Here is a 24,798-nt window from a genome sequence, read left to right as displayed (position 1 = left end):
CTCCACGGCTAGAGCTCGTCGATCTCGGTGGGGTTGGCCAGGTAGGCGACCTCTTCTTCGGTGGCCGCGCCGCGCAGCACCCAGACGTCGTCCAGCTGGCCGCGCCAGTTCTGTGCGCTCGGGTAGGCGCCGCCGGTCCTGGCCCGGCCGAGCTGCAGGGACGTGACGGGGGCGAACACGCGGGTGCTCTCGCGGTAGGACACCGTCTCGGCGTCGGCGGCCGCCTCCACCACACCGTTGACGTACAGGGTGACGCGGCTGCCGAAGCCGTCGTAGACCACCGCGAGGTGGTCCCAGTCGCCGTAGCCGCCCTGGTGGAAGCTGGTGTGCTCGACGGTGGCGGTGGTGGCGCCGGCCCCGTCCTTGCTGGGCACCTCCAGGACGTATCGGCCCTTGGCCGCGTCGTAGCGCACCGCCACGGCGCTGTTGACGCCGCCAGCGAGGCTCAGCACGGTCATCGACCTGGCCGGGACACCCGCCGTCTGCGCCCACGCCGAGACCGTGAAGCTCTCGGCACTGTCGACCACCGCCGCGCCGGCGGAGGCGTAGTCGCCGTCGCCGCCCGGAAGATCGAGCGCCCCGGCCACCTGGCCTTCGGGCGGGGTCACCACGCTCATCCCGGCCTCTGTCGTGATCTTCGCGGCCCCGGCCAGCGTGACCGGATGCCTGACGTCGATGGGCGCGGAGTCGGCGCTGGAGACCGGCGTCCCCGCAGCGGTGTTGAGCCGCCAACGGCCGAAGACGTCCGACTTGACGGTGAACAGGTCCTGGGCCTCCTCCGCGGACAGGACCCGGTCGTAGACCCGTACGTCGTCGATCGCGCCCGGCCAGTAGACGCCGGGGGCGCCGTTCCACTTGGCGCGGCCGATCTGCAGGCCGCCTCCCGCGTGCCACACATACGGAAGGCCGACGGACCCGCTCTCGACTCCGTTAACGTAGATCCTCAGCTTCTTGGCGACCGCGTCGTGAACCCCCACCAGGTGGGTCCACTGATTGAGCACGGCGGTGGAGGCGGAGTAGGCCGTGACACTCGCCGGGTCGGCGGCGTCGGCCGCCGCCTTCATGAAAGCCCACTGCCCCCTGTCGGCCCGGTACTTCAGGGAGAAGCCGCTCACGACGCCGCCGTCCTGGCTCACCATGGAGACGTCCTTGGCGGGTGCCGTGGCGGGCAGCTTCACCCAGGCCGCGACCGCGAAGTTCCGGGCGGTGTTCACCACGGGTTTCGCCGTCCCGGCGTACCCCGTGGAACCGTTGAACTGCATGGCCGTGCCGACCTGGCCGGGGACCGCGAGGGTCGCCCCGCCCTGCACGGCCGCGGTGAGAGGCTCGCCGCCCTCGCCGTACACGCGTTCGTTGCCCGCCGGCTCCTCCAGTCGCCAGTGCGCCGCGGGCATCCGGCCCTCCGGCGTGGCGCCGGTCGCCAGGCTAGCCGCGTCGTGGTCCGAGAGCGCCTCGGGGAACACCTTGATCTCGTCGACGTCACCCGGCCAGAAACCGCCGTACATGCCGTCGTGGAGGCCGCGCCCGATCTGAAGGGCGCCCCTGGCGTCGAGGACGGCGGTGACCGGGGCCTCCGCGGCCTTGGCGCCGTCGACGTACAGCCGGAGCCGCTTCGCGACGGCGTCGTACACGCCGGTCAGATGCGTCCAGGTGTTCAATTCGGGAGGCGTGGGCGCGGCCGCGGTGGTCCAGGGCCCGCTCCGGCCGGTCGCGTCGTTCTCCGGCGTCTTCAGAACCCAGGAACCGGGCGCGGGGGCGACGCCCAACTGGAAGCCGCTCTGCACCCGAGCATCCTGGGCCAGGATGGTGGAGGCGCGGTCGTTCTCGCGCAACCGCACCCACGCCGAGACCGTGAAGCCCTGGTCGGTCCGCACCACCGGCAGGTCGGTGGCGGCGTGGCCGGCCACGGCGCCGTCGAGACTCAAGCCGCTGCCGGTCCTGCCCTGCGCGCCCAGGGTGACCCCCGCGCCGACCCGGGCCGCGACGCCCGGGGCCTCCGCGGTCACCGCGCCGGAGCCGGCGGGCTCGTCCAATTTCCAGCGCGCCGCCTCCGGCGCTCCCTCGCTCACCCAGAACCGGTAGTCGCCGACGGAGAAGTTGCCCGCCGCGTCCCACACGGTGATGTAGAGGGTGTTGACGCCGGGGCGGGTCGGCACCACCTGCACCGTGTGCGGGTTGACGGTGCGGGCGACGGCCGAGGCCGGCGCCGGGGTGGTGTTGAGCGCGTACGCGAACTTCGTCACCTCGGGGTCGAAGGTGAGCGAGAACGAGCCGTACCGTCCTACGCCGTCACGCGCGGTCACGTCCGGGTCATCGGGATCGAGGGCGGGATACTCCGGTGACCGGGCCACCGGGGTGCGAGGCGCGGTCGGGTCGTACCTCAGGTAGCAGGCGGTGGCGTCACCGGCCCAGCTCCACGGGCTCCACGCCGCGCCGTCGTAAGCGCGCACCTGGAAGTTGAAGTCGGCGTTGACCGGTATGAGGCCCGCCGGTACCTGCACGGAGAACGATGAGCGGCGGGAGCCCTTGGCCGACTGCTTCTTCGGAGTGGTGGTGCTCCACCGCCGCTCGGATCCGGCGGCGTCCCTCCACTGCACCGCGAACTCGGCGTTGAGCTTCTCCCCCTCGGCACCGCTGTTGTCGGCGTCGGTGAGGTTGTCGGCGTACAGCGTCGGCAGCCGGTTCACCGGCACCCTGTGCCCGTAGTCGGAGCAGAGGCCACCTGGGCTTGCGTGCAGCTGCGACATCTTCGGCTGCGGCGGGGCGGAGTTGTAGTAAACGCGCAGGGTCGCGTCACCGTCGAAGCGCTTCCAGGCGTAATGGTCATCCTCGTCGGCCGCTCTCAGGCCGAACGAGGTGTACGACCAGCCCTTCTTGGCCGCGTCCTTGACGGCCGACGCGACGTTGAAGACCACGTCGCCCGCGGGACAGCTGCTGGAGTGGCCCTTGGCGATGTCACGGTAATGGACATAGTCGGCCCAGTTGTCGGAGGTCGAGTTCCAGGTGGAGCTCGCGCCGAACCCGGTGGTCCGATAGACGCGCACCGACCGGCCGCTGCACGACGGCGCCCACGTCTCCTTGACCTCGAACTCCGCCGACATGATCTGCTTGCCGATGTATCGGCTGGTGGGCATCCGGTAGAACAGGCGCTTCACATGGGAGGCCCCGCAGTAGGCCCCGGCCGGCGGCAGGCTGCTTGGGCAGCGCCCCATGCCCTCCTCGGTGAAGTTGTAGTCCTCCCAGCCTCCGCTGGAGACCATGAGGCTGGCGGACTCTCCGGGCGAGTACCACATGGGGTCGATGTAGACCGGGAACCTGACGCCGGCGGAGGTGAGCAGCCCCCGGTCCGGCTCGAGCGTCATGCTCGCCGCGCTGGTCCTCATCTTCATCACCGCGACGCGCGAGGTGTCGCCCGGCGCCACCGCGGACGGCCGGCGCAGCGCCCCGTCGCCGCCCAGGGCTGGCCTGGCCTGCGTGCCCTCCGGCTCGCTGGAGTCCCACATCTTCGGCGGCGGCGCCCTGAACACCTCCGCGCCCGTCACCGGGTCGAGGGCCGACTGGTTGCCCCGCTCGTCCCTCGAGAGCCGCAGGTCCGGCGCCGACAGCCCGAAGGTCAGTTCGGCCAGCCGGGGATCGCGTGCCGCCTGGGGCGTCTTCACCACCAGCACGTGCGAGGCGCCCTCGGCGGTGGCCCGCACCCGCAGATCGACGTCCGGCCCGAGCACACCGCGGTACACCGCCGTGTCCCCTTCCAAGCCGGGAACCGGGAGGCCGGTCGGCCACGACAGCGACATCTGGCGGCCCGCGCGTGTCATCGTCAGCATGGGGCCGTCGCCGCCACCGGAGAGCCGCAGGCCGACGGTGGTGGCCGCCGGCCGGATCGTGCCGTCGGGATCTTCGCGCAGGGTGGTGTCGATGGGGACCCACGTGCCGTCCCTCAGCGTCCGCACCGGTCGCAGGTGCTCGACCGACACGAACCCGCCGCCGGGCTGGGCGTGCACCTCACGCGTCTCACCGCGCAGCCCGAGCACCTCGACCGGCCGCCCCGACTCACGGGCCGCCTGCGCCGCCTCCGCCTCGGTCACCTGAGGCTCCGGGGCCGCGGTGCGCTCGGCACCCCGCGCGGGGGCGGCCCCCCAGGAGGGAACGGTTAGGCACGACGACCCCACGGCCGCCAGCACCGAAACCGCCGTCAAGCTCCAACGAGTCTTCACACCGCGCTCCCGCCGACATCGACCGGCAGATCCCTTCTGACGGCCGCCACCAGGGTGACGCGAGCGCGTAGACGACCCGTTGGAATCCTGTAGACACCGTGTAGACGGCCGGGTCCGGGTGCGTTCCGGGGGATGGCCCTCGTCAGTGCGGGTGGCCGGCGGGAGCCTCCGCCGCTACGCCGTCGGCGGGCCGCGGCGGGCCCGCTCCCCTACTGGTCAGGCGTCAGCCGCGACGGTGTTCCTCTGCGGCTCGTGGAAGATACCCCGAGTATCGGACGGGTTGGTGTCTGCATTTTCTGCTCATGACACCTACTCCACGCGTGTCGGCCGCTATACATCGGCGATGCGAGCCCGGCGGCCGCGGTCGTAGCCGTTGGCGCGGCCGGTTTCCCTTACCGGCCGCGCCACGGGGTCGATCACTTGGCCAGTGAGAGCCGGTCCAGGTCGGGGGCCGAGGTCTGGTGGTTGTACAGCTTGATCGTGTTCGTGCCCTGCCTGAGGGTCACCGGGATCGAGGTCGTCTGGGGGGTGCTGTTGCCGATGCCGCTCACCGCCGCCTCGACGGGCGTCCCACCGTTGACGGACACGAAGAACGAGCGGTCGCCGTTGACGGTGTAGTCGATGAACAGCGTGTACGTGCCCGCCGTGTCCACGGTGACGTCCTCGAACTCCACGTAGGCGTCCGGGCCGCCGCCGATGTTGCGGACCTTCTGGCCTCCTGAGCACGGCGAGCAGTTCGTGATGCCGGAGCTGCCGAGGCGGTTGCGGGAGTCCTCGGCTTCGCGCATGAAGACCCGATCCGCCGGACGCGGCCGCACCCGGAGCTGCCTGGTGACCTCGCTCGGCCGGCCGAGCGTCTCGAACGACGCCTTGATCGGGATGTCGACCGAGCCGACATCCTGGCCGGGCGGTGAGGTGAGCGTCCAGGAGGCCTCAAGGGTCTGCCCGAGCCGCATCGTGGTGGCCGTCACGGCGTCGCCCTGGACCGACCAGCCCTGGAGAGGCACCGGGGCCATCCTGACCTTGTCGATCATGTCGTCGTCGTCCAGCCGCAGCGTCGCCGACACCTTGATGGACTGCTGTCCGGATCCGGCCCACTGCATCCCGGCCGGTTCCACGGTCATCGTGGTCCTCGGGACATACGACTCCGGAGGCAGCGGGCCGACCGCGATGCGATCGATCCCCGGCCCCTTGCCGGCCTTGCTGAACAACGTCACCGTGTTGGCGCCGGCCCGCAGCGGTACGGAGATCGCCGTCGAGGCCGGCACCTCCGCGTTGTCCCCCGCGATGGGCACGTCCACGGCGGGTGCGCCGTTAGCGCTCACGGACAGGGACGTGGCGGCTGCCGAGGTGTGGTCGATCTGCAGGCGGTGGTTCCCAGCCTCCGCGACCGTGACGTCACGATAGGTCAGCGCGTTGCGAGTCCCGCCGCCGAGCCCGGTGACCTCGAACGCCCCCGAGCAGGACCGGCACAGGTGAAGGCGTGCCATGCCGTCCCGGTCGTTTCCGAGTGACTCCGCCTCCAGCGGCAGCGGCGGCAGGAGCGAGTTCGGGTGGCCGTACGCCACCCTGATCTCGTCGATCTTGAGCTCGCGGTGGAAGGTGGGGGCCTGCGGTCCGCTCCAGGTGGTCAGCACCTCGAGCTTGATGTACCGGGCGTGCTGCTCCCCGATGTCGATGAACTGCACACCGCGGGCACTTCTCAGCGCCCCTGTCCGCACGGGCTGTCCCCAACTACGGCCGTGAGCGCTCACGTATACCCGGTAATCCTTGATCCTCGCCGAGTCCTCGGGCCGGCCGAAGCTCTCCCGCGCGTACGTGGGGGACCATTCGCGCTGGTCGACGGCCAGATAGGTCGCCTTGCGCCGCTTGCCGAGGTCCAGCGTCACCGACACGGGGAGTCGCCGGTCGCCATCCCAGTACGTCTGGAAGCCACCGTCGACCAGGTCGCCGGCCGGATGCCCCTCACGGGCGGACGACGCGGACGCCTTCAGCGCGGACTGGTCGTAGAAGTACGGCTGCCCGGCCGTCTGGACCTTGAACACCGTGTCGTAGGCGTCCCAGGTCCGGATGCCGAGGATGGTGAGGTGGCCGCCGGACTGCGTGAAGCGCATGCGCTCACCCGTCCGCAGGTCGCTCACCGAGGTCACCTTGTAACCGTTGTCGCGCAGTCGCACCATGTCCGTCCTGGGCCTGGTGACCACGTGGACGTACTGTGTCTTCGCGCCGCGTTCGACGGTGACGACCCCGTGGGCCCCGTCGTTCCAGAAGCCCGGCTGCATGCCGCCGTACATGTACCCGCCGCCCTCGGTGCCCTGCAGCGAGGACCGGATCGGCGGGACCCACTGGGACATGAAGGCGTTGAACCGCTCCTGGTCCGGCGGGAACCTGCCGTTCACCATGGGGGTCTCGGCCATCAGGGACTTCATCGACGAGCCCGCGTTGGTGACATAACGCCCGGTGCTCAGCCGGAAGTCCACGGGGTGGTCGCCGCCGTCGTACCACCAGCTTCCGGTCGTCGGAAGCTTGTAGTCGGCCTCGACGAGGCGCGGCATGGGCGTCCACGCCGCCTGCGGATAGTCGTACGACGGGGTCATCCCTGTCTTCTGCTCGTTGCTGACCGTGTCCATGATCGGGGTGTCCTCGTTGTTGTTGCTCAGCAACCAGGACGGCCGCTTCTCCCGGATCTGCTCGTAGAGCCTGTTGCGCTCCCAGTACTCGTTGTCGTTGTCGATCCAGAACCCCGCGAGGTCGGGGTAGTTCTCCATCACCTCGAAGAACAGGTCATAGCTGTACATCCCGAAGCCGGCACGGGTGGTGAGGTCCACCCGCTCGCCCTTGTAGGCCGAGTAGGCGGGCGAGTCCAGGGTCTCGGTACCCAGTTCGTTGTGCCACTGGGGGTCGTCGGTCATGTAGAGGATGATCCGGACGTCCTTGGCCTTGCCCGCCTTCACCAGTTCGCCGAGGAGGTCACGCTCGGTGGCGCAGCTCCCCGGGATCTTCGACGGCCACGGGCGGGCGTACCCGAGCCTGCTGTGGAAGGTGGCGAGCACGATGTACGAGGCACCGAGCTTGCGCGCCTCGTCGACCCAGTAGTCGGCGCTCCACCCGCCGGCGGTGACGTCACGCTCCCATTCCTGGCAGTTCAGGTGTCGTGGCGCGGTCAACATCCCCCAGTGCAGGAACAGTCCGGCCGTGGACTCGCGGAGCCACTGCTGCCGGGGATGCGACACCTCCGCGCCGGCGGGGGCGGCGGAGATGAGGCTTGCCGGCAGGGCGAGGACGACGGCGGCGCAGATGGAGCGCCAGCGGGTCCCGGCCGGTCGTGGTCGCGGTGGTGGGGGCGGGGTGCCGGGCTGCGGTCGAGGTCCCATGGCCGTCGCTCTTTCCTGGAGGGCTGACTGAGCGGTTTACGGTAAGACATCCGATGATTACACCGCTTTCAGCCCAGGTCAAGATCACGAAACCTCCGTTTCCGAAGAGTCATAGGACCTTTAAGTCAGCTCGTCGCCGTACACGACTCCGTCGCATGCCCTCGGCGCAATGAGCGGATCACACCTGGTCAACCGCAGCGAGACGGCCCGCCGGCCCTTCGGCGTGCTGGGGCGCGTCCGGCGGCTCGTGGAAGTCGGTGAAGGTGAAGGCCTCGGGGGTGGGGCCGTTCGCGCGGAGCAGATCGAGTCTCGCCATGCCGTCGGCGAGGCTGGGCGTGTGGCCTTCGGGGATCCACCACATGACGCTGTACGGCTCGGCCACGCGGTGGAACCACTCGCGGCGGCGGCGCAGCACGTCGAGGTGGCGGGTGCGGTAGACGAAGTTCCACAGCGCGTCACGCGACTCCCACACCGAGAAGTTGATCAGCAGCATCTCTTCGTACTCGTGCTGGACGGTGTCGGTGGGGTCGGGGCCACCCTTGAGCCGCCAGACGAAGCCGGGGGCCGCGTCGGAGATGGCGTTGATCGGTTCGAGGGCCGCCACGAAATCGGCGAGCTCGGGCGATTCCTTGGGGGCGCGCATGTGGGCGACGTTGAGCTGGGCCAGATGCATGCGCCCAGGAGACCACGCCCTCGGCTTCTATGTCAATCTTCATTAGTTTTAGAAAACACCACGCAGCACTCCCCCGCACGGGGGTCGAGCCGCGCGGCGTGCCGGCCGTCGCCGAGTGCGGTCAGCATGCCCTCGCAGAGGGCGAGGTTCAGCGAACAGACGAGCAAAGGACGCACCTCGGCCAGCACATGGAACGGGCAGTTGCGAAGCCGGACCTGGTCGCCTTCGTGGTAGGGCTCGTAACCCCGGTTCCGCAACTCCTCACTCACGCCGGGGGCGGAGACTCGCTCCCCCACCCTGCGCGCCGCCGCCTCGGCCTCCGCCTCCCCGCCCAGCAGGTCGACGGCCTCGGCGAGCACCAGGGCGAGGGTGCGGTAGTCGCGCGGGGGGATGCTGACCTGGTGCTCCCCGGCCGAGCGCCGGTAGAGCTTGGCGGGGCGCCCGCTCCCCGGCCCCGTGCGGCCGCTCAGCCGGCGGAACGTCGAGTCCAGCAGGCCGCTCTCGACCAGCTTGTCCAGGTGGAAGGCGGCCAGCGTGCGGCGGACCCCGGCCGCCTCCGCGGCCTCGTCCCGGCCCACGTCCCGGCCCTGCGCGGCCACGTAGTCGTAGAGCGCTCGTCGTACGGGATCGCGCAGGACACCGAGAACGTCCAGATCGTCGCTGCTCACAGCCGCGAGTCTAGAGCGGTGCCGGCGGGTGCGACGCGTATCGCCGGCCGACGCCTTTACGATGTAGATTTCTTCATCGGCGGCGGGTGTCGCGGCGGAGGGATCAGCCCCATCGGGTCAGCCGGGGGAACCGCCCGGGGAGCCTCACAGAACTCCCCGTCGGGTGAGCCCCGGGAACCGCCCGGGGAGCCTCAGAACGCGCCGAGGACGTCGACGACGAAGACGAGCGTGTCGGTGCCCTTGATCTTGCCGGGAACCCCGCGCGGGCCGTACCCGTCCCCGGGAGGGACGACCATCGCGACCCTGCTGCCGACCGGGACGCCCACCAGGCCCCGGTTCCAGCCCGCGATCACGCTGCCGTCGCCGATCCGGAACGCCTTGGGCCGCCCGGCCGCCCAGCTTGAGTCGACCACCTTGCCCGAGCGCCAGAGGCGGCCCTCGTACTGTGTCACCAGAAGCCGACCGGGCCGGACCTTCGGACCGTCGCCCCTGACCAGGACCTTGGTGGCGAGCGCGCGGGGTGGCGGGGTGGCGGGCAGGGTGACGGCGGGCCTGCCGCCCGTCCCGACGGCGATCCGCACGCCGGCGAGCTCACCCGAACCGCCGCGGCCCCTGGCGGCCGCGCCCGGGGGGAAGGCCCCGAGTACGTCCACCACGTAGACCAACCCGTCGCGGGACGTCATGCCGTCCGGTGGGTTCGGGCCGAATCCGTCCTTGGGCGGGATGACCGCGAGGACGCGGCTGCCGGCCCGATGCCCGGAGAGGGCACGGCCGAGGCCCGGGATGAGCCCGTCGAGGGAGAAGGCGCCGGGCGCCCCCCGGCCGAAGCTGGAGTCGAGCAGCCGGTTGTCCTTGCCGTCCCAGACGTGCGCGGTGTACTGCGCGACCACCAGATCGTCGCGGCCGACGACGCGGCCCTTCCCGGAGACCAGCTCCTGGACCTTCAGCTCGGCCGGCGGCCCTCCGGCCGGGAAGGCGATGGCGGGCCTGCCGCCGAACCCGCCCGAGACCTTCAGCGCGCCGTCCGGCTCCGAGCCGCCGCACGCCGCGGCGGCCAGCACCAGCGACAGGACGGCAAGCGGGAACCGGCGGCGCATCGGCCAACCGTACCGCCCTATTGGGAGCGACGTCAGTAAGTCGGCGCAGCCTATCTCGGGGTCAGTAGGCGCCGAGGACGTCGACGACGAAGACGAGGGTGTCGGTGCCCTTGATCTTGTCTCCGGAGCCGGCCTTGCCGTAACCGAGGTCCGGCGGGATCGTCACCAGCAGCCGGCTGCCCTGCGTGACGCCCACCAGGCTCTGGTCCCAGCCCTTGATGACCTTGCCGATGCCGATGGGGAACATCACCGGCTCGCCGCGGCCCCAGCTGCTGTCGAACTCGCTGTCGGTGCCCCAGATCTTGCCGGTGTAGTGCACGAGGATCGTCTGACCCGACTTGACGACCGGGCCGGTGCCCTTGATCACGGTCTTGGTGACGAGTTCCTTCGGGGCGCGCTCGTCGGTCTTGGTGGTCAGCTTGGGCGCCTGGTCGCCGCCGGGGTTCTCCAGCTTCACGCCCTTGAGCCCGGGGTCGGTGGCGGTGCCCTGCGCCGCCTTCACCGTGGGCACGCCCATGACGTCGACGACGTAGACGCTGGCGATGGAGGTGTCGGCACCCTGCGACTTGGCCTGCTCGACCTGGTCGGCGGTCAGGCTGTCCTTGGCGACGACGGCGAGGAACCGGCCGCCGGGCTTGCTGTCCTGGAACGCCTTGTGCACCACGGAGGGCAGCTTGGAGTCGACCTTGATGAGCTGGGGCGCGCCGTCGTCGTAGGTGGAGCCCGACGCCGCGTTGCTCTTGCCGTCCCAGCTGTAGGCCGTGAGGTTGGCGACGACCGAGTCGCCGTCCTTGACGGCCGATCCCTGGCCCTGCGAGATGGTCTGCGCCGACGACGTCGCGGGGGGCTTGCCCGTGGGGAAGGTGACCTGCGGTTTCTTCCCGAACTCTCCCGCGACCTTGACGCCGGCGGTCGAACCGCCGGTCTTGGCGGTGACGTCGCCGCTGTTACCGCAGGCAGCGGCGAACAGCAACGGCAAGGCGGCGAGAAGGGCCAGTCGGCGCATGGGTATCCCTTGGAAAGACGTCACGTTCGCGTAACACTACCCGAACGCCATGACTACGGGAGTCGGCACATCTCGATCTTGCCGAAGTGTGACCTTACCTTCGAAGACGCCTCTCCAGAGGTTCGGGGGAACCACTTGGATACCTGGGCGAAAACACATGAACCACACGAAACAACCCCGTTGGTGGCCGGTCGGAAACGCCGGGCACGTATGGCTTCGCCGAAAGTTCCATCAGGCGGGTCTCCTGGGGGAGGCCCGCCTGATGGATGGGCGCCGCCGATCACGGCGCTTCGATCACATACCGGCGATGAGCTTGTCGACCCTCTCGTCGACGCTGCGGAAGGGGTCCTTGCACAGGACCGTGCGCTGGGCCTGGTCGTTCAGCTTCAGATGCACCCAGTCGACGGTGAAGTCGCGGCGCTTCTCCTGCGCCTTGCGGATGAACTCCCCGCGCAGCCGGGCGCGCGTGGTCTGCGGCGGCACCGACTTCGCCTCGAAGATCTTCAGATCGGACGCCACCCGCTCGACCGCGCCGCGCTTCTGCAGCAGGTAGAACAGGCCCCTCTTGCGGTGCACGTCGTGGTAGGCGAGGTCGAGCTGCGCCACCCTCGGCGAGGACAGCGGCAGGTCGTACTTGTTGCGGTAGCGCTCGATGAGCTGGTATTTCGTCACCCAGTCGATCTCGCGCGAGACCAGGTCGAGGTTGCCGGTCTCCACGGCCCGCAGGGTGCGCTCCCACAGCTCCAGGACCCTGCGCGTGATCGCGTCACCGCCGCGGCGGTCGACGAAGTCACGGGCCTTGGAGAGGTACTCCTGCTGGATCTCCAGCGAGGAGGCCTCACGGCCGTTGGCCAGGCGCACGCGCCTGCGGCCGGTCATGTCGTGGGACACCTCCCGGATCGCCCTTATGGGGTTCTCCAGGCTGAGGTCGCGCATGACCGTGCCGGCCTCCACCATGCGCAGCACCAGGTCGGTGGCCCCGACCTTGAGCAGCATGGTGGACTCGCTCATGTTGGAGTCGCCCACGATGACGTGGAGCCGCCGGAAGCGCTCGGCGTCGGCGTGGGGCTCGTCACGGGTGTTGATGATCGGGCGCGACCGGGTGGTGGCGCTCGACACGCCCTCCCAGATGTGCTCGGCACGCTGGGAGACGCAGTACACCGCACCGCGCGGCGTCTGGAGCACCTTGCCCGCCCCGCAGATGATCTGCCGGGTCACCAGGAACGGGATCAGGACGTCGGCCAGCCGACCGAACTCGCCGTGCCTGCCGACAAGGTAGTTCTCGTGACAACCGTAGGAGTTGCCCGCCGAGTCGGTGTTGTTCTTGAAAAGGTAGATGTCTCCAGCGATGCCCTCCTCGCGTAGCCGCTTCTCGGCGTCCACGAGCAGGCCTTCGAGGATGCGCTCCCCCGCCTTGTCGTGGGTGACGAGCTCCACGACGTTGTCACACTCGGGGGTGGCGTACTCAGGGTGGCTGCCTACGTCGAGATACAGGCGGGCACCGTTGCGGAGGAACACGTTACTTGATCGGCCCCAGGACACGACTCTGCGGAAAAGGTACCGCGCCACCTCGTCGGGAGACAGCCTGCGCTGACCCCTGAACGTGCAGGTGACGCCGTATTCGTTCTCCAAGCCGAAGATGCGACGATCCATCACATCACACTATGTCCCCAAGGCCGCCGAGGGGAGGGATCTTCCCCGGGTTTCGTGGCCGGGACCCCGTGCCACCGCGCATGACGGCGATAACTTTGCGCCCCCTTGACGGTTTCCGTAACGACGTCCCGGTCCCCCGGATCACCGGGGGACCGGGACGCGATGCCGGACGCCGCGGAACGGTCCTACCCGCCGGACCCGGTGTCGATGTCGCCTTCGGGGGCGGTCGCCGGCGAGTCGCCGTCGCCCGCCTCCAGAGGACCGCCGGCGCCGGCCTCGGACGGCGGCGTGACGGAGGAGGACCCGGTGGCGAGCAGCCGCTCCAGGCGCGGGCCGGTGAGCCGCTGGAACTTGCGGTGCTCCCTGGTGCGGTCGAGCACGGCCACCTCGAGCTGCAACATGGGAGGGCGCTCGCCGCCGGGCTCGGTCAGCGCCGCCAGGGCGGCGTCCAGAGCGTCAGGCAGCGACATGCCCTCGCGGAAGCGGTCCTTCAGGCGGCCGGCGACCGCCTCGGCCACGCCGCCCATGACCACGAAACCGTGCTCGTCGGCGACCGAGCCGTCGAAGGTCAGGCGGTAGATCTGGTCGTCCTCGGGCGCGTCGCCCACCTCGGCGACGACGATCTCCACCTCGTACGGCTTACGCGACTCGGTGAACACCATGCCGAGCGACTGGGCGTACAGGTTGGCCAGCCCGCGGGCGGTCACGTCGCTGCGGTCGTAGGTGTAGCCGTTGATGTCGGCGTAGCGGATGCCGCCCAGGCGCAGCGCCTCGAACTCGTTGTACTTGCCGACCGCCGCGAACCCGATGCGGTCGTAGATCTCGCTGATCTTGTGCAGCGCCCGGGAGGCGTTCGGGGCGACGAACAGAATGCCGTTCTCGTACTGAAGCACCACGACGCTGCGGCCGCGCGCGATGCCCTTCCGCGCGAAATCGGCCTTGTCCCGCATCTCCTGTTCGGGGGACACATATCCAAAGGGCATGGACACCGGTGGTGATCCTCTCGTGGCCGTGGGTGGTGACTAGCGCAGCGGGGCGGTGGGACCGTCGGGATCGGTCATGCGAAGGTCGAGCACCTGACGCACGTACCCCTCGACCTCCTCGTCGGGCAGCCGGCGGAAGCCCTCGTCCGTGATCACCGCGACCAGCGGCCAGATCTTGCGGGCGACGTCGGGACCACCGGTCGCCGAGTCGTCGTCGGCGGCGTCGTAGAGCGAGTGGACGCAGGTGAGGATGATGTCCTCAGCGGAGGCGCCCTCGCGGTAGAGCTTCTTCAGCGCGCCGCGCGCGAACAGCGAGCCCGAGCCGATCGAGGCGTAGTTGGTCTGCTCGTAGGGACCGCCGCCGACGTCGTAGGAGAAGATGCGGCCGGTGCCGCGGTTCTCGTCGTAGGCGGCGAACAGCGGCACCACGGCCAGGCCCTGCATCGCCATCGGCAGGTTGCCCCGGATCATGGTGGCGAGCCGGTTGGCCTTGCCCTCGACCGAGAGCTCGCGGCCCTCGCGCTTCTCGTAGTGCTCCAGCTCCACCTGGTAGAGGCGGGCCATCTCGATGCCGGTGCTCGCCGTTCCCGCGATGCCCATGCAGGAGTAGTCGTCGGTGCGGAAGACCTTCTCCATGTCCTTCTGGGAGATGTAGTTCCCCGCGGTGGCCCGCCGGTCGCCCGCGACGACCACGCCGCCCGCGAAGGTCGCCGCGACGATGGTGGTCGCGTGCGGGATCTGGTCGCCCACGGGCGCCGCCAAGGACTCGAATCTCGCCGGGAGGAGCCCCGGAGCGTAGGACCCGACGAACTCGGTGAACGACGTCGACCCCGTGTCCAGGAACAGATTGTTCATCCAGCCCCGCTGTGCTGCCACGCGACTCCCTCCCCAGTGCTTTCAGCTTCTACGCCGACCCTACTCGTGGTGCTGTCGTGGATGCACTTCCCACGATCAGCTCAGCGCGAACCGCTTTCGCCCATCCAGCCTCATCTTCCCCAAAAATAATCTTTACGGATCAGATCGGCCATGTAATTGTCGAGTTGTCGTGACATGTAAACAGGTATGCCTCCGTCCCACTAGGGGAGGTCCTCCCGTGAGACCCACACGAACCCTCGCCGTACTGGCCGCAGCCGTGCTGACCCTCACCGCATGCGGCTCCGGAGAACCCTCCGGGGACGGCAGCGCCACCCTGACGATCACCGCCAACGCCATCTCCGGCGGCAAGAACGCCGCGACGGCGAACTGGACCAAGAGCTGGCTGATCCCCAAGTTCGAAGAGGCCCAGAAGGCCAAGGGGAAGAGCGTCCACGTGCTCTTCCAGCCGAACGGCGTCGACGACGAGCAGTACAAGACCAAGATCGCCCTGGACCTGAAGTCGAGGACCGGCGCGGATGTGATCGACCTGGACGGCATCTGGGTGGGCGAGTTCGCCCAGGCCGGATACGTCAAGCCCCTGGCGGAGACCGCGGGCCCCGAGGTGGAGCAGTGGGAGGGCTGGAGCCAGATCCCGCAGGCCGTCCAGGGCCTTGGGATCTTCGACGGCAAGAAGTACGGGCTGCCGCAGGGCACCGACGGCCGCGTCCTGTTCTTCAACAAGACCCTGTTCGCCAAGGCCGGCCTGCCCGCCGACTGGCAGCCGAAGAGCTGGCAGGAGATCATCGACGCCGGCACGGCGCTCAAGAAGGCCGGAGTGCCGACGCCCGTCCAGATCAACGCCGGCACCGCGATGGGCGAGGCCACCTCGATGCAGGGGGCGCTGCCGCTGCTGGTCGGCACCGGCTCGGAGATCTTCTCCAACGGCAAGTGGACCGGCGCCTCGCAGGCGGTCAAGGACGTGCTCGGGTTCTACCGGCAGATCTACACGACCGGTCTCGGCGACCCCCGGCTGCAGCAGGAGGCCAAGGGCCGCGACAAGTCCTTCCAGGAGTTCGCCGACGGCAAGATCGGCATCCTGGCCGAAGGCGACTACTTCTGGCGCGCGGTCATCGAGCCGAAGGCCGGAGTCGCGCCCATGCAGAACCGGGACAAGGACGTCGGCTACGCCCTGATCCCCGCCAAGCAGCCCGGCGCCGGGGTCCGCGGCCAGGACTTCGTCAGCATGTCCGGCGGAGCGGTGCGCGTGCTCAATCCCAACTCCAAGAACGCCAAGCTGGCCTGGGAGCTGTTGTCGTTCATGCACTCGGCCGAGGCGACCAAGGCCGGGCTCGCGGGCGAGGCGAGGATCACCTCCCGCTCCGACGTGAACGAGGAGGTCCTCGCGCCCGACCCGATGCTGAACTTCGTCTCGGAGAAGGTGCTGCCCATCACCTCCTTCCGGCCGGGTCTCGCCGTCTACCCGCAGGTCTCGGTGGCCCTGCAGGAGGCGACCGCCGCGGTCGTCTCCGGCAAGAGCGTCGACGAGGCGGCCGCCGCCTACCAGAAGAAACTCGAGGGCCTGGTCGGCGGCGCCTCCAACGTCGCACAGTGACCGGCGGATCACCGGGTCGCGTGGGCGCCACCGGCACAGGCGGGCGGCATGAACACTGACGCCGCGGGGCTCGGCAGGACCAGGGCGGTCGGGTTCGTCCTGCCCGCCCTGGTCCTGATCGGCGTCTTCCTGATCTTCCCGGCGCTGTGGACGATCTATCTCGGCCTCACCGACTTCCGGCTCACCGGCCTGGCGGCGGCCAACCCGCAGATCGTCGGCATGGACAACTACACCGCCGCGCTCGGCGACGAGCGGTTCCGCACCTCGCTGTGGCTGACCGTGCAGTTCGTGCTGGGCTCGGCGATCATCGGCCAGGTGGGGCTCGGCTTCTCGATCGCCTGGGCGCTGCGCAACCGCACAGGGCCGGTCAAGCGTGCGGTCGAGGGCCTGGTGCTGCTCGCCTGGATCCTGCCCTCCTCGGTGGTGGCCTTCCTGTGGATCGCCCTGCTCGACCGGGACCAGGGCACGCTGAACGCGCTGCTGCACACCCCCGGGTTCGCCTGGCTGCTGGACCACCCGATGCTGTCGATCATCATCTTCAACACCTGGCGGGGCACCGCGTTCTCGATGATGCTGTACGGCGCGGCGCTGGAGAGCGTGCCGCCCTCCCACCTCGAGACCGCCAGGCTCGCCGGGGCCTCCACCTTCCAGCAGCTGCGTGACGTGGTGTTCCCGAGGATCCGGGGGCACATGCTGACCAACCTGCTGCTGATCAGCCTGTGGACGTTCAACGACTTCACCAGCTTCCAGATCACGGCCGGCGGGCCGGAGGGCCGGTCGGAGATCGTGCCGGTGTACATCTACAACGTGGCCCTCGGCAGCGGGCAGCTCGGCTTCGGGGCCGCCGTGTCGTTCCTGGTCCTGATCATCAATCTCGTGCTCGCGCTGGTCTACCTGCGCCTGCTCCGCGCCCGGAGGGGGGTGGCGGCGTGACCGTACAGGACCGCACGGCGGAGGGACCGCCGGCGGTGAAGGTTGAGACCGATCGCGTGCGCCACGCGGTGGCGGTGATCGGGCGGGCCACGTTCCTGGCGGTCGCCGGGGGTTTCTTCGCGCTGCCGCTGCTGTGGCTGGCCACCGCCCCGTTCGACCTCCACCCGACGATCACCACCTCGGTCCCCGAGTTCACGCTGCGGAACTTCAGGGCGCTGCTCGACAACCCGTACGTCCTCAGCTCGCTCGGCAACTCGGTGCTCCAGGCGGCGGCCAGCGCGGCGCTGGTGGTGATCCTCGCGGCGCTGGCGGCCTACGCGCTGTCCCGGGTCCGCATTCCCGGGCGCGACGCCCTGCTGTACGTCCTGCTGCTGCTGTCCTCTGTGGTCACCGGCACCGCCGCCATGGTGCCGATCTTCGAGCTCGCCACCCGGCTCAACCTGATCGACACCCACCTCGGCGTCGTGCTCACCCTCTCGGGCGGGCTGCTCCCGGCCGCGATCTTCATCTTGAAGGACTTCATGGACGGCACGCCCACGTCCTACGAGGAGTCGGCCCGGGTCTTCGGCGCGAGCCCGCTGCAGATCCTGCGGCACATCGTGGTGCCGGTGATCCGGCCGGGCCTGGCCACGATCGCGGTCTGGTCGGTCGCCTCGGTGTGGGGCAGCTTCCTGACCCCGTTCATCCTGCTGCGCGATCCCGCCAAGGCCCCGGGCGCGGTCATCCTCTACACGCTCTACACCGAGGGCGGCTCGCCGCGCCTCGACCTGATCTCCACCTTCTCGCTGCTCTACTCCCTCCCGGTCGTCCTCATGTACGTCTTCGTCAGCCGCAGGTACGGCTTTCGCTTCCATGGAGGGATCAAACGGTGATCTCGCTGCACGGCCTGACCAAGGAGTTCCCCGGCGGCGTCCGGGCGGTCGACGCCCTCGACCTGGAGATAGCCGACGGCGAGTTCTTCGCGCTGCTCGGCCCGTCGGGGTGCGGCAAGACGACCCTGTTGCGGACGATCGCCGGCCTGGAGACGCCCACGTCGGGCAGGATCGTGATCGGGTCGGCGGACGTGACGGGACTGGCCCCGGGCAGGCGCGACGTGGCCATGGTCTTCCAGGACTACGCCCTCTACCCCCACATGGACGTCACCGCCAACATCGCCTACCCGCTGCGCATCAAGAAGGTGCCCCGCGCCGAGCGCGAGGCCAAGGCCGCCGAGACGGCCTCGCGGCTCAGCCTGTCGGAGCTGCTCGCGCGCCGGCCCGCCCAGCTCTCCGGCGGCCAGCAGCAGCGGGTGGCCCTGGCCCGGGCCATCGCCTGCCATCCCAAGGCGTTCCTGTTCGACGAGCCGCTGTCCAACCTCGACGCCCGGATGCGCCTGGAGGCCCGCACGTTCCTCAAGCGCCTGCAGCGCGAGCTGGCGGTCACCACCGTCTTCGTCACCCACGACCAGGGTGAGGCCCTCGCCATGGCCGACCGGATCGCGGTCATGTCCGCCGGGCGGATCATGCAGGTCGGCACCCCGTCGGAGGTGTTCCAGCGGCCCGCCAACACCTTCGTCGCCTCCTTCATCGGCTCAACGCCGATGAACCTGCTTCCGGGCGTGGTCAAGGACGGCACCCTGCGGGTGGCGGGCGCCGCGCTCCCCCTCGCCCCAGGCCTGGCCGACGGCGACGAGATCGTGTACGGGCTCCGCCCTGAGTACATGGACCTGTCGGCGTCCGCCCGCGACGACGCCTTCGCCGGGCAGGTCTCGGTCGTGGAGAACCTGGGCACCTCCTTTCTCGTGACGCTCGAAACCACATCGGACTCCGGCGACCACCTCGTCCAGGCCGTGGTGCCCGAGGACGCCGAGCCCGCGCCCGGCACCTCCGCGTGGGCCGTCCCCCGCCATCCCCGCGCGCTGGTCTACCGCGACGGCGAGCTGGTGGTCGCGTGAGCTCAGCGGCGCCGATCAGGCTGAGCGGGCGCTGGACCCTCGACGACCGGCTGGCCAAGCAGGTCTGGGCGGTACCCGCCGAGCTTCCTGCCGGCACGCGGGCGTTCACCGTGGAGCTCTCGTACGACCGCTCCGCCGGCGTGCTGGACCTCGGGTGTGAGGGCCCCGGCGGCTTTCGCGGCTGGTCGGGGGGTGCCCGCTCGCGGTACACCATCGCGCCCTCGTGGGCCACGCCGGGCTACCTGCCAGGGGATCCGGAACAGGGTGTCTGGCTCGTGCTGCTCGGCCTCTACCGGGTCCCGCTGGAGGGCCTGCCGTACGAGGTCACCGTGACGCCGCACCTCACTCCCCCGCCCGCGCCCGCCGTACCCGCCGCTCCCCCGCTCCCGGCCGCGGTGCCCGCCTCGACGCGGCGAGGCGTACCCGGGCTGGACGGCATGCGGTGGCAGGCCGGCGAGCTGCACGCCCACACCGTGCACTCCGACGGCTCCCTGACCGTCGCCGAGCTGGCCACCCTGGCCAGGGCCGAGGGCCTGGACTTCCTCGCGGTCACCGACCACAACACCGTCAGCCACCACGCCGAGCTGCCCGGGGCCGCCGCGAGGACCGGGATCACGATCGTCCCCGGCCAGGAGGTCACCACCGATCTCGGCCACGCCAACGCCTTCGGCGACATCGGCTGGATCGACTTCCGCGAGCCCGCCGACGCCTGGGCGCGAGCCGTACGGGACCGGGGCGGGCTGCTGTCGGTCAACCACCCGCTGGCCGCCGACTGCGCGTGGCGGCACCCCCTCACCGAACGGCCCCGCACGGCGGAGGTCTGGCACTGGGGCTGGTGGGACCGGACCTGGGGGGCGCCCCTGTCGTGGGCGCAGGTCTGGCGCGAGGATCTGGTCTACGTCGGCGGCGGCGACTTCCACCGGCCCGAGGACGACCACCCGCCCGGCGCCCCGTGCACCTGGGTGCTGTCCGAGCGTCCCGGGGACACCGGCCCCGCCGGGGCCTCGGCGATCGTGGAGGGCATCCGGAGCGGGCACACCGCCGTCTCCGCCGGTCCCGGCGGGCCCCTGCTGCTCCGGCACGGTGACGAGTTCCTCGCGCTCGGCGCCGAGGGGCTCATCCTGTGGGGCCCGGAGCACCGGTCGGTGATCCGCGGCGACCGCGTGTCCCTGCCCGCCCGTCCCGGCCCGCACCGGCTGGAGACCACGCGCAACGAGGTCATGGCCCTGTGCACCTGACGCCGCGCCGTCCCGCGCCCGCCGTCTTGCCCCCGCGGCCTCGGCGGACACCGCGGCGCCGCCCCCGCCCCACCGCCGTCGCCGCCCACACCTCGTCACCGCATCACCGCCGTCACCACCCACCACGCCGTCACCGCACGACCGCCGTCACCGCACCACCGCCCCGGAGGCAACCGCGTTGAGTGAGATCGTCGTCGTCCCGCACACCCACTGGGACCGTGAGTGGTACCTGCCCTTCCAGCGCTTCCGGATGGGACTGGTCCGGATGCTCGACGAGGTGCTCGACACCATGGCCGCCGACCCCGCCTACCGGTTCACCATGGACGGCCAGCTCGCCGCCGTCGAGGACTACCTGGAGATCCGGCCCGAGCGCCGCGCCGACATCGCCAGGTTCGTCGCGGAAGGCCGCTTCGCCGCCGGGCCCTGGACGATCCTGGCCGACGAGTTCCTCTGCTCGGGCGAGACCCTGATCCGCAACCTGGAGTACGGCCTGCGGGGCGCGCGGGAGCTGGGCGGGGCGATGGAGGTGGGCTACCTCCCCGACCAGTTCGGGCACTGCGCCCAGATGCCGCAGATCCTCGCGCTCGCCGGGCTGCCGGTCGCCTGTCTGTGGCGCGGCGTGCCCCTGGCGGTCGAGCGTGACGTGTTCGACTGGAAGGGCGCCGACGGCACGGTGATCCGCACCCAGTACCTGCCCGGCGGCTACGGCAACGCGGTGGCGCTGTTCACCGGGCCGCCGGAAGGGCTGGCCGACCGGCTGGCCGCCTTCACCGCGACCATGCGGCCCTGGCGTCCCGAGGGCCCGCTGCTGGCGATGTACGGGGCGGACCACTCCGCGCCCTCCGGGGACATCACCGCCGCCGGCCTGCGCCTGGCCACGCTCGGCGAGTACCTCGGGTCCGCCGGGGCGGCGGAGGGGACGGGCGAGCCGCTCGTGGTGGAGGGCGAGCTGCGCTCCCACGCCCGGGCCAACATCCTGCCCGGCGTCATCTCGGCCAGGATCCCGCTGAAACAGCTCATGGGACGGGCCGAACGCACCGTCATCCGGTACGCCGAGCCGCTGTCGGCGCTGTGGCCGGCCGAGGACGCGAGCGAGCGCACCGCCGGCGAGAGACTGATCGAACTGGCCTGGCGGGGGCTGGTCGCCTGCAGCGGCCACGACTCCATCACCGGGTGCGGGGCCGACGAGACCGCCCAGCAGGTCGCGGCGCGGATCGCCGAGGCCGAGCAGATCGGGCAGGCCGTGGTCGACCTGGTGAGCGCCTCGCTGGCCGGGGCCGCCCGGCGGGACCAGCTCGTGGTCGTCAACCCCTCGCCGTTCACGCGGACCGCGCTCGTGCTGGCCGACCTTCCGGAGGCGCGGTCCGGGCTGGCCGCCCACGACGGCTCGCCGGTACCGGCGCAGCGGCTGCAGCGCGCCGCGACCCTGCTGGACGAGTCCTCCATGGACGATCTCGCCCAGTTGCTCGGGCGCGTCCACGAGCGCGAGCTGTTCGGCCACGAGATCGTCTCCTGGTCGGCAGAGGAGGACGTCTTCACGATCGTCGTCAGCCGCCACGCCACCACCGGTTACCAGTACGCCGACCTGAAGGCCGCCATCCTCGGCGCGGCGGCCGCCCGTCCGGGCCCGTGGCGGGTCCGCACGGTCGCCGAGCCGGTGGTGACCGTCGCGGCACACGTGCGGGTGCCCGCGCTGGGCCGTACGGTCCTGACCTCCGCGCCCCCCACCGGGCCTGAGACGGCCGTGGACGGCGCCGAGGGGGTCGTGGACAACGGGCTGCTGCGGGTGTCCGCGCGGGCCGATGGAACGCTCACGCTGCGCACCGCCTCGGGCCTGCGGGCGGACGGCGTCGGCCGGATCGTCGACGGCGGAGACGTCGGCGACACCTACAACTACTCGCCCCCGCGTGCGGACGTGCTGATCGACACCCCGGCCTGGGTGAAGGTGACGCCCGTCTGCTCCGGGCCGCTGGTCTCGGTGATGGAGGTGTCCCGGGGTTACCGGTGGCCGGGCCACGCGGCCGGGGAGGCGCGATCGGCGGAGCTCACGGAGGTCACCGTCACCACGCGCGTGGAGCTCAGGGCCGGGGAGCCGTACGCCCGCCTGGCCCTCACCTTCCCCAACCCCTGCCGGGACCACCGGGTGCGCTGGCACACGCCCCTCCCGCGGGAGGCGAGGGAGTCGTTCGCGGACGGCCAGTACGCGGTCGTACGCCGCGGGCTGAGCGGCGAGGGCGGCTGCGGCGAGGAACCGCTGCCCACCTTCCCGGCGTCGGGCTTCGCCGCCGCGGGAGGCCTCGCGGTGCTGCTCGACCACGTCAGCGAGTACGAACTGGTGTGCCCGCCCGGGAAGGAGACGAGCGGGGAACTGGCGGTGACGATGCTCCGGGCGGTGGGTTACCTGTCGCGCAACCACAACGCGTTCCGGGACGAGCCGGCCGGGCCGCAGATCGCCACGCCGGACGCTCAGTGCCCGGGGACGGTCACGGCGCGGTTCGCGGTCCATCTCTACGAGGGCGGCTGGGCCGAGGCGGGCCTGGTGCGCCTGGCCGAGGAGTACCGCCACGACCTGCTGGCGGTCCCCGGCTCGGCGAGCCCTTCCCCGGAGGACGGGCGCGCGCGCCGGCCGGGCGGCGCCGACGGCGCCGGGCAGGCTCCGGAGCCGGTGTCCCCGCTGGAGGTGAGCGGCGAGGGTGTCGTGCTCGGCGCCCTGCGCAGGCGGGATGGGTGGCTGGAGGTGCGTCTGGTGGCCCAGCACCCCGCGGCCACCGAAGCCGTCGTCCGCGGGGGGTTCACCTCCGCGCGGCTGGCGGACACGGCCGGCCGGGCGATCCGCCCGCTGGATGCGGCGGGCGGGGTCGTGCGACTACCGCTCCGCCCCTTCGAGATCGCGACGCTTCACCTCGCCTGACCGGCGCGTCACGGCCCGGGGGCGGAGCGGGCGACCCTCTCTGCCCCCGGTGCGGGGGCGGAGCGGGCTGACCCTCTCTGCCCCTTACTGACCACCCTTTTGCACGTAGCTGCGGACGAACTCCTCTGCGTTCTCCTCGAGGACCTCGTCGATCTCGTCGAGGATCGCGTCGACGTCGTCAGTGAGCTTTTCCTGACGCTCCTGGACGTCCGGAGACGCCTGTGCCTCGGTCTCCTCGACCTCGGTCTCCTGCCGACCGGTCTGCTTCTGGCCGCCGGTGTCCTTCGTCGCCATGTGGTACCTCCGCTTGGGGGACGCTCTGATTCATATCTTCCCCGAACCGGACGACATTTCGCGCGGATCGTCCGGTGATCTACGCGAGACCGTCTGGAGGAGGGCCGTCCTGTCAGACAACCTCCCCGCAACGGCCTATGGCAAATCAGGCGAATTGGCACCATTTATCCAACTAGGCAGGGTCGCTATCCACATACTGGATAGCGACACTGTCCAACAGACGACAGAGTGCCTCGGCGATCCGGTGCGGCGCGGCCCGTGGCGGGCCCGGCGGCGGGCGCCCTGATCCTCGGGTCGGCCTGGGGTAAATCAGATCGTTACCCCGTACCGTGTGGCATTCTGTGGTGATCCGCCCATAGGCATCCCGCTCCAGAAGGAAAATGGAGCGGCCGTGGGGGCAGGGCACGATGCCAACTGTGAACGGGTGACATGAAAGCGGACCACGCACAGCTGCTCGGAGATCGGTACCGGCTGATCTCGCCGCTGGGCCAAGGGGGCATGGGGATCGTCTGGCGTGCGCACGACCGGCGCCTGGCTCGCGATGTCGCGATCAAGGAACTCAGGCCGACGCGCCGCGACGACGAACTGGACGTGCGCACGGCCAGGCGGCACGCGCTACGGGAGGCCCGCTCGGCCGCAAGGCTCAGCCATCCCGCCATCGTGACCGTGCACGACCTCCTGGAGGAGGACGGCCGGCTCTGGATCGTCATGGAGCTGGTGGAGGCGCTGACCCTCCAGGCGACGGCGTGGCACCTCGGCCGCCTGCCCGTCCACTGGACGGCGTGGATCGGATTCCACCTCCTGAGCGGCCTGCGGCACGCCCACGCCGCCGGAGTGCTCCACCGGGACATCAAGCCCGGCAACGTGCTGCTGACGGGCGAGCGGGTCGTGCTCAGCGACTTCGGTATCGCGGTCCTGCAGGGCGAGTCCTCCCACACGAACACCATGCCGATCGTGGGCTCACCCGGCTACATCGCGCCGGAACGGCTGCGCGGCCATCCGGCGACCCCGGCGGCCGACCTGTGGTCGTTCGGCGCCACGCTCTACTTCTCGGTGGAGGGCAGGCCGCCGGCCACCGGGAACGGGGACGTCCTCGCGACCCGGCCCCCCGACGAGGCGCGCCCGCCGAAGCGGGCCGGCGCGCTCCGCGTGCTCCTGGAGGGACTGCTCGAACCTGATCCGGCGGACCGGCTCACCAGTGACCAGGCCGCGCTACAGCTCTCGGACATCCTGCGCAAGGAGGGCATCGCGGTGCCCCCCATGCGCCTGACCGGCAGCGGGCTGTTCCCGCCCGGTGCCTTTACAATGTAGATCGCGACCGCGCGATGACCGGCGGGCGCCGTACGGGGGCGGG

Annotated in this window: 17 protein-coding genes; 7 read left to right on the top strand and 10 right to left on the bottom strand. The window is 70.7% G+C overall.

Annotation, left to right across the window (positions count from 1 at the left end):
- Nucleotides 1-8 precede the first annotated feature (8 nt).
- The 9 genes from ABD810_RS21120 to prcB all read right to left on the bottom strand — a co-directional run bounded on the left by ABD810_RS21120 (nucleotide 9) and on the right by prcB (nucleotide 14,523).
- Entirely contained in the window at nucleotides 9-4,085 is a 4,077-nt protein-coding gene (locus ABD810_RS21120; RefSeq protein WP_344942864.1) for a LamG-like jellyroll fold domain-containing protein, read from the bottom strand.
- Between the two features lie 545 nt (nucleotides 4,086-4,630).
- Entirely contained in the window at nucleotides 4,631-7,588 is a 2,958-nt protein-coding gene (locus ABD810_RS21115; RefSeq protein ID WP_344942861.1) for an alpha-L-fucosidase, read from the bottom strand.
- Nucleotides 7,589-7,766: 178 nt separating this feature from the next.
- Nucleotides 7,767-8,261, bottom strand: a complete 495-nt coding sequence (locus tag ABD810_RS21110; RefSeq protein WP_344942858.1) for a DUF3291 domain-containing protein — start codon at nucleotides 8,259-8,261, stop codon at nucleotides 7,767-7,769.
- A 32-nt stretch (nucleotides 8,262-8,293) separates the two neighbouring features.
- Complete coding sequence (locus ABD810_RS21105; protein WP_344942854.1) at nucleotides 8,294-8,929, bottom strand: helix-turn-helix transcriptional regulator; 636 nt, start codon at nucleotides 8,927-8,929, stop codon at nucleotides 8,294-8,296.
- 191 nt (nucleotides 8,930-9,120) lie between these two features.
- The gene (locus tag ABD810_RS21100) at nucleotides 9,121-10,026 is read right to left on the bottom strand and encodes an FKBP-type peptidyl-prolyl cis-trans isomerase (RefSeq protein WP_344942850.1); all 906 of its coding nucleotides are present in this window, start codon (nucleotides 10,024-10,026) and stop codon (nucleotides 9,121-9,123) included.
- Between the two features lie 61 nt (nucleotides 10,027-10,087).
- Entirely contained in the window at nucleotides 10,088-11,032 is a 945-nt protein-coding gene (locus ABD810_RS21095; RefSeq protein WP_344942847.1) for an FKBP-type peptidyl-prolyl cis-trans isomerase, read from the bottom strand.
- 294 nt (nucleotides 11,033-11,326) lie between these two features.
- Nucleotides 11,327-12,685 carry a Pup--protein ligase gene (gene pafA, locus ABD810_RS21090; protein ID WP_344942842.1) on the bottom strand — a complete coding sequence of 453 codons (1,359 nt, stop codon included), beginning with the start codon at nucleotides 12,683-12,685 and terminating at the stop codon, nucleotides 11,327-11,329.
- A gap of 185 nt (nucleotides 12,686-12,870) precedes the next feature.
- Nucleotides 12,871-13,668, bottom strand: a complete 798-nt coding sequence (gene prcA, locus ABD810_RS21085) for a proteasome subunit alpha (RefSeq protein ID WP_344943421.1) — start codon at nucleotides 13,666-13,668, stop codon at nucleotides 12,871-12,873.
- Nucleotides 13,669-13,707: 39 nt separating this feature from the next.
- Nucleotides 13,708-14,523 (bottom strand): proteasome subunit beta, encoded by an 816-nt coding sequence (gene prcB, locus ABD810_RS21080; protein ID WP_344943418.1) that lies wholly within the window; start codon nucleotides 14,521-14,523, stop codon nucleotides 13,708-13,710.
- A gap of 238 nt (nucleotides 14,524-14,761) precedes the next feature.
- Between prcB and ABD810_RS21075 the strand changes: the two genes are divergently transcribed.
- The 6 genes from ABD810_RS21075 (at nucleotide 14,762) to ABD810_RS21050 (ending at nucleotide 23,150) form a co-directional block, all read left to right on the top strand.
- Complete coding sequence (locus ABD810_RS21075) at nucleotides 14,762-16,135, top strand: extracellular solute-binding protein (protein ID WP_344942839.1); 1,374 nt, start codon at nucleotides 14,762-14,764, stop codon at nucleotides 16,133-16,135.
- Nucleotides 16,136-16,183: 48 nt separating this feature from the next.
- Complete coding sequence (locus ABD810_RS21070) at nucleotides 16,184-17,068, top strand: carbohydrate ABC transporter permease (protein WP_344942833.1); 885 nt, start codon at nucleotides 16,184-16,186, stop codon at nucleotides 17,066-17,068.
- Complete coding sequence (locus tag ABD810_RS21065; protein ID WP_344942828.1) at nucleotides 17,065-17,940, top strand: carbohydrate ABC transporter permease; 876 nt, start codon at nucleotides 17,065-17,067, stop codon at nucleotides 17,938-17,940. Before ABD810_RS21070 ends, ABD810_RS21065 begins: the two co-directional genes overlap by 4 nt.
- Nucleotides 17,937-19,001, top strand: a complete 1,065-nt coding sequence (locus tag ABD810_RS21060; protein WP_344942826.1) for an ABC transporter ATP-binding protein — start codon at nucleotides 17,937-17,939, stop codon at nucleotides 18,999-19,001. Before ABD810_RS21065 ends, ABD810_RS21060 begins: the two co-directional genes overlap by 4 nt.
- Nucleotides 18,998-20,239 carry a CehA/McbA family metallohydrolase gene (locus ABD810_RS21055; protein WP_344942821.1) on the top strand — a complete coding sequence of 414 codons (1,242 nt, stop codon included), beginning with the start codon at nucleotides 18,998-19,000 and terminating at the stop codon, nucleotides 20,237-20,239. Before ABD810_RS21060 ends, ABD810_RS21055 begins: the two co-directional genes overlap by 4 nt.
- Nucleotides 20,240-20,417: 178 nt before the next feature.
- The gene (locus ABD810_RS21050; protein WP_344942818.1) at nucleotides 20,418-23,150 is read left to right on the top strand and encodes a glycoside hydrolase family 38 N-terminal domain-containing protein; all 2,733 of its coding nucleotides are present in this window, start codon (nucleotides 20,418-20,420) and stop codon (nucleotides 23,148-23,150) included.
- 84 nt (nucleotides 23,151-23,234) lie between these two features.
- On the opposite strand, the gene ABD810_RS21045 is transcribed toward ABD810_RS21050, so the two are convergent.
- Nucleotides 23,235-23,444, bottom strand: a complete 210-nt coding sequence (locus ABD810_RS21045; protein ID WP_189167324.1) for a ubiquitin-like protein Pup — start codon at nucleotides 23,442-23,444, stop codon at nucleotides 23,235-23,237.
- A 429-nt stretch (nucleotides 23,445-23,873) separates the two neighbouring features.
- Here ABD810_RS21045 and ABD810_RS21040 point away from each other — a divergent pair, with 429 nt between their 5' ends.
- Nucleotides 23,874-24,755 carry a serine/threonine-protein kinase gene (locus ABD810_RS21040; RefSeq protein ID WP_344942813.1) on the top strand — a complete coding sequence of 294 codons (882 nt, stop codon included), beginning with the start codon at nucleotides 23,874-23,876 and terminating at the stop codon, nucleotides 24,753-24,755.
- The last annotated feature ends 43 nt before the right edge of the window (nucleotides 24,756-24,798 follow it).

This window comes from Sphaerisporangium flaviroseum, assembly GCF_039537005.1.
Classification (GTDB): Bacteria; Actinomycetota; Actinomycetes; order Streptosporangiales; family Streptosporangiaceae; genus Sphaerisporangium; species Sphaerisporangium flaviroseum.
The sequence above is the reverse complement of the archived record's forward strand: the minus strand, read 5'-3'. Positions and strand labels throughout refer to the sequence as shown.

Bases quoted from the DNA above. Each gene is read 5' to 3' on its own strand.
- ABD810_RS21070 (WP_344942833.1), top strand. From the start codon at position 16,184: ATGAACACTGACGCCGCGGGGCTCGGCAGGACCAGGGCGGTCGGGTTC.
- ABD810_RS21110 (WP_344942858.1), bottom strand. From the start codon at position 8,261: ATGCATCTGGCCCAGCTCAACGTCGCCCACATGCGCGCCCCCAAGGAA.
- prcA (WP_344943421.1), bottom strand. From the start codon at position 13,668: ATGCCCTTTGGATATGTGTCCCCCGAACAGGAGATGCGGGACAAGGCC.
- ABD810_RS21115 (WP_344942861.1), bottom strand. From the start codon at position 7,588: ATGGGACCTCGACCGCAGCCCGGCACCCCGCCCCCACCACCGCGACCA.
- pafA (WP_344942842.1), bottom strand. From the start codon at position 12,685: ATGGATCGTCGCATCTTCGGCTTGGAGAACGAATACGGCGTCACCTGC.
- ABD810_RS21045 (WP_189167324.1), bottom strand. From the start codon at position 23,444: ATGGCGACGAAGGACACCGGCGGCCAGAAGCAGACCGGTCGGCAGGAG.
- ABD810_RS21040 (WP_344942813.1), top strand. From the start codon at position 23,874: ATGAAAGCGGACCACGCACAGCTGCTCGGAGATCGGTACCGGCTGATC.
- ABD810_RS21100 (WP_344942850.1), bottom strand. From the start codon at position 10,026: ATGCGCCGCCGGTTCCCGCTTGCCGTCCTGTCGCTGGTGCTGGCCGCC.
- prcB (WP_344943418.1), bottom strand. From the start codon at position 14,523: ATGAACAATCTGTTCCTGGACACGGGGTCGACGTCGTTCACCGAGTTC.
- ABD810_RS21095 (WP_344942847.1), bottom strand. From the start codon at position 11,032: ATGCGCCGACTGGCCCTTCTCGCCGCCTTGCCGTTGCTGTTCGCCGCT.